We start from the raw sequence: 1,005 nt of genomic DNA, 5'->3' as shown, positions 1-1,005 counted from the left end.
TGGTTGGTTCTTCAATTTCTAGAGAAACACACGCAGGTTCACACACTCATGCAGGTCCAGAAATTGGAGTGGCTTCGACAAAAGCATTTACTACGCAAATCACAGTATTGATAATGATGGCGTTACGTTTGGCTAAAGCCAAAGGGACATTGTCTAAAACGGATTTTCATAGATACTTACAAGAATTAGAAATTATTCCTGAAAAAGTAAAAGAAGCTTTGGAAACAGATGCAAAAGCGAAAGAAATAGCTGCGATTTTCAAAAACACTCAAAACTGTTTGTATTTAGGAAGAGGATATAATTTTCCAGTTGCGCTCGAAGGCGCATTGAAACTAAAGGAAATCTCTTATATTCACGCCGAAGGGTATCCTGCGGCCGAAATGAAACATGGTCCAATCGCTTTGATAGATGAGCATATGCCAGTTATTGCTATAGCACCAAAACAAGGACATTATGACAAAATTGTTAGTAATATTCAAGAAATTAAATCGCGTAGCGGTATTATCATAGCAGTGGTTACAAAAGGAGATACACAAGTAAGAGGTTTGGCAGATTATATCATTGAAATTCCTGAAACTTCGGATGCTTTATCACCATTAATCACTACAATACCGTTGCAATTATTATCGTATCATATTGCCGTTATGCGAGGCTGTAATGTTGATCAGCCGCGTAATTTAGCTAAATCAGTTACTGTTGAGTAAGTAATATTCTACTGTTTCCATCCAAAGCGAGGTTTTTATCTCGCTTTTTTTTTTGTCTATTTTTTATGAAAACACCATTTTCAAGATATTATTTTATATGCACGCATAACAAATCGCATTAATTTAACTAAATATCATAAATTAGTTTAATGTTTTTGAAAAAGACTATTTATAATGAAATTGTATAATATTAAATTTTTTTAGTGTTTTTTTATTAATATCAAAAATATTTGTACTTTGGCTGCATTAACTAACAAAAATCAATCAAATGAAAAACTATTTACTTGTTTTGTCATTGTTT

At 32.4% G+C, this 1,005-nt stretch carries 1 protein-coding gene; it reads left to right on the top strand.

All coding sequences use genetic code 11. The features are described from left to right. On the top strand, window positions 1–704 hold a 704-nt coding region (locus tag EKL98_RS17480), incomplete at its 5' end, for an SIS domain-containing protein (protein WP_126563281.1). Between the last annotated feature and the right edge of the window lie 301 nt (window positions 705–1,005).

It is taken from the genome of Flavobacterium bomense (assembly GCF_003970355.1).
Note: the sequence above shows the minus strand (reverse complement) of the source record. Positions and strands in the feature narration are given on the sequence as shown.